The organism is Mesorhizobium sp. M7A.F.Ca.US.014.04.1.1 (assembly GCF_003998745.1).
Lineage (GTDB): Bacteria > Pseudomonadota > Alphaproteobacteria > Rhizobiales > Rhizobiaceae > Mesorhizobium > Mesorhizobium ciceri.
This window is the reverse complement of the sequence record NZ_RZRW01000781.1, coordinates 1-2,125: the sequence shown is the minus strand read 5'-3', so window position 1 is coordinate 2,125 and position 2,125 is coordinate 1. Positions and strand designations below refer to the sequence as shown.

Below are 2,125 nucleotides of genomic sequence, written 5' to 3'. Positions count from 1 at the left end.
TCGCTAACCTATGCTGAAGCCGCCTCTGTTCCTGTCGTTGCCGTGACGGCATGGCAGGCGTTGTTTTACCACGCGCAGCTCAAAGCCGGTCAAACGGTTGTGATCCACGGGGCGGCGGGAAATGTCGGCTCGTATGCGGTTCAATTGGCGCGTGAGGCGCACCTGCAAGCGATTGCGACTGCAGCGACGGACGACATTACTTTCGTACGCGATCTCGGAGCAAACACGGTCATCGACCACCAGACCCAACGCTTTGAGGAAAAGGTTAGGGACGCGGACGCTGTCATCGATCTGGTCGGCGGCGAGACGCAGAACCGCTCGTTCCAGGTCCTTCGTCGAGGCGGAAAGCTGATTTCGGCTGTGTCAAATCCGGATCAGAAACTCGCAGAACGCCATGGCGTTGAAGCCTCCTTCTTCCTGGTCAACGTCACGAGGCAGGACCTGGCGGAGATCGCCTGTCTCGTCGACGGTGGAAAACTGAGAACCAGGGTGGGGGCGGTCTTGCCGCTCGCGGACGCGCGCGAGGCGCATTTGATGTTGGAGCGCGTGCGGACTCCACCGAAGGGAAAGATCGTGCTCGATGTCGGAGCGAGATGATCGATCAAGCCTCGTCGTTGCACTCGCGAGCCCCGATTTGCCCACTTCCAAAGCTAGTCTTGAAGGACCAAGCAAATGACTAAGCTAAATCTCTCCAATGCCCTCGTCATTCCCGATTCTTTGCTCGCGAAAGAGGCGACAGATATCCTACGCGAGCACGCCAGCGATCTGCTCTTCAATCACTCGATCCGCGTCTACCTTTTCGCAGCTGAGCAGGGTCGTCAGAGGAAACTGCGCTTCGACTCTGAACTCCTCTACGTGGCGGCCGCATTTCATGATCTCGGCCTTATCAAGAAGTTTTCGAGCCCAGACGAACGCTTTGAGGTCGATGGCGCAAATGCCGCCCGACAGTTTCTAAACGTCCACAACATTGCTGAAGACCAGGTGCAGACCGTGTGGGAAGCAATCGCGCTGCACACCACCCCCGGCATTCCCCGATATATGGGCGCCGAAGTAGCGCTACTCAACTCAGGTGTTCTTCTCGATGTCATCGGAGTGGGCTTCGATCAGTTTCCCGTGGAGCTGCGTGAGGAAATCGTGGTCAAGTACCCGCGGGCAAATTTCAAAGAGGGCTTTATCCAGGAGTATTTCGCTGGCTTTGCGCATAAGCCCGCGACGACGTATGGCACCGTTAACGCGGCCGTCTGCGAACGTTTCATGCCGGGATTTAAGACTCCCAACGCATGCGACTTGATCGCCGCGTCTCCGTTCCCGGATTCCGCACCGCAGAACTCAACATGATGACGAGGACGTATCCCGTGCTCCAGGAGCTTGATCGCGATTGCGGGCGGGCTGCCGACGATGAATCGCTGATCTCTCCCAGGTGGTTAACTCTCGGCGCATTTGCCGCGCGCCGGACCCCAATCGTTGGTGGGAAATTGAGCTGCTTGCCTATCTTGCCTCTCGGTCAGCGCGGCGCTCCGACCGCCCGGGCAATGCCGGTCCGGCTTTTGGCGACTGGCCCGCTGGGGGCTGATAACCGGGCAGCAAGCCGCTGGTGGCGCTGGCGCCAGAATGGGCGCCCTGAGCGTATTGGATGCCGCTGCGGGTGCTCAGGTCATTGCCGGCGGCGCGACGGAGCGGATCGGCTGGGGGCTGCGGATAGCCCCGGAGAGCACGTAGGCGTAAATAAATGCCGAGGCTGCGTGGTGATGAGCGAGCGATTTGCCTCCCGGAGGATAAGTCACGGTCACAGCAACTATTCTCGTTCCTTCGACATTCGGCAGTGAGTGCTCGAAGGCCATTCTCACCTGCTCCCGGTCCTGTGCCATCACGGGCGAAGCTCCCAGAGCGATCGCCGTTGCTATCAGTGGGACGGAGGCCGTTCGCATTGCTCTTGACAGCGCACTAATCCGATTGGCAGATCCATTGATCAACATCATCGCACTTTTTCTTTAATGTCTCACGCTTGGTTCAAACAAGACCCAGGGCCGAACTGATTGTCACCGCTACGGTTCACGTCCGAAGCCATCGTCACGATATCACGGTCGCTTTAACCTGCTTCGTTCCTTGAGCAGCATAGAGATCA

General features: G+C 58.4%; 2 protein-coding genes and 1 pseudogene. 2 read left to right on the top strand and 1 reads right to left on the bottom strand.

Going from position 1 to position 2,125, the window contains the following annotated elements; all coding sequences use genetic code 11:
• Positions 1 to 597 (top strand): NADP-dependent oxidoreductase (locus tag EOA22_RS31395; RefSeq protein ID WP_164756102.1); only part of this gene is annotated, 597 nt, incomplete at its 5' end.
• A 75-nt stretch (positions 598 to 672) separates the two neighbouring features.
• Positions 673 to 1,338 carry an HD domain-containing protein gene (locus EOA22_RS31390; RefSeq protein ID WP_063170531.1) on the top strand — a complete coding sequence of 222 codons (666 nt, stop codon included), beginning with the start codon at positions 673 to 675 and terminating at the stop codon, positions 1,336 to 1,338.
• 353 nt (positions 1,339 to 1,691) lie between these two features.
• Here EOA22_RS31390 and EOA22_RS39200 read toward each other — a convergent pair.
• Positions 1,692 to 1,928: pseudogene (locus EOA22_RS39200) on the bottom strand (hypothetical protein); the annotation flags it as partial.
• Positions 1,929 to 2,125 lie beyond the last annotated feature (197 nt).

Bases quoted from the DNA above. Each gene is read 5' to 3' on its own strand.
- EOA22_RS31390 (WP_063170531.1), top strand. From the start codon at position 673: ATGACTAAGCTAAATCTCTCCAATGCCCTCGTCATTCCCGATTCTTTG.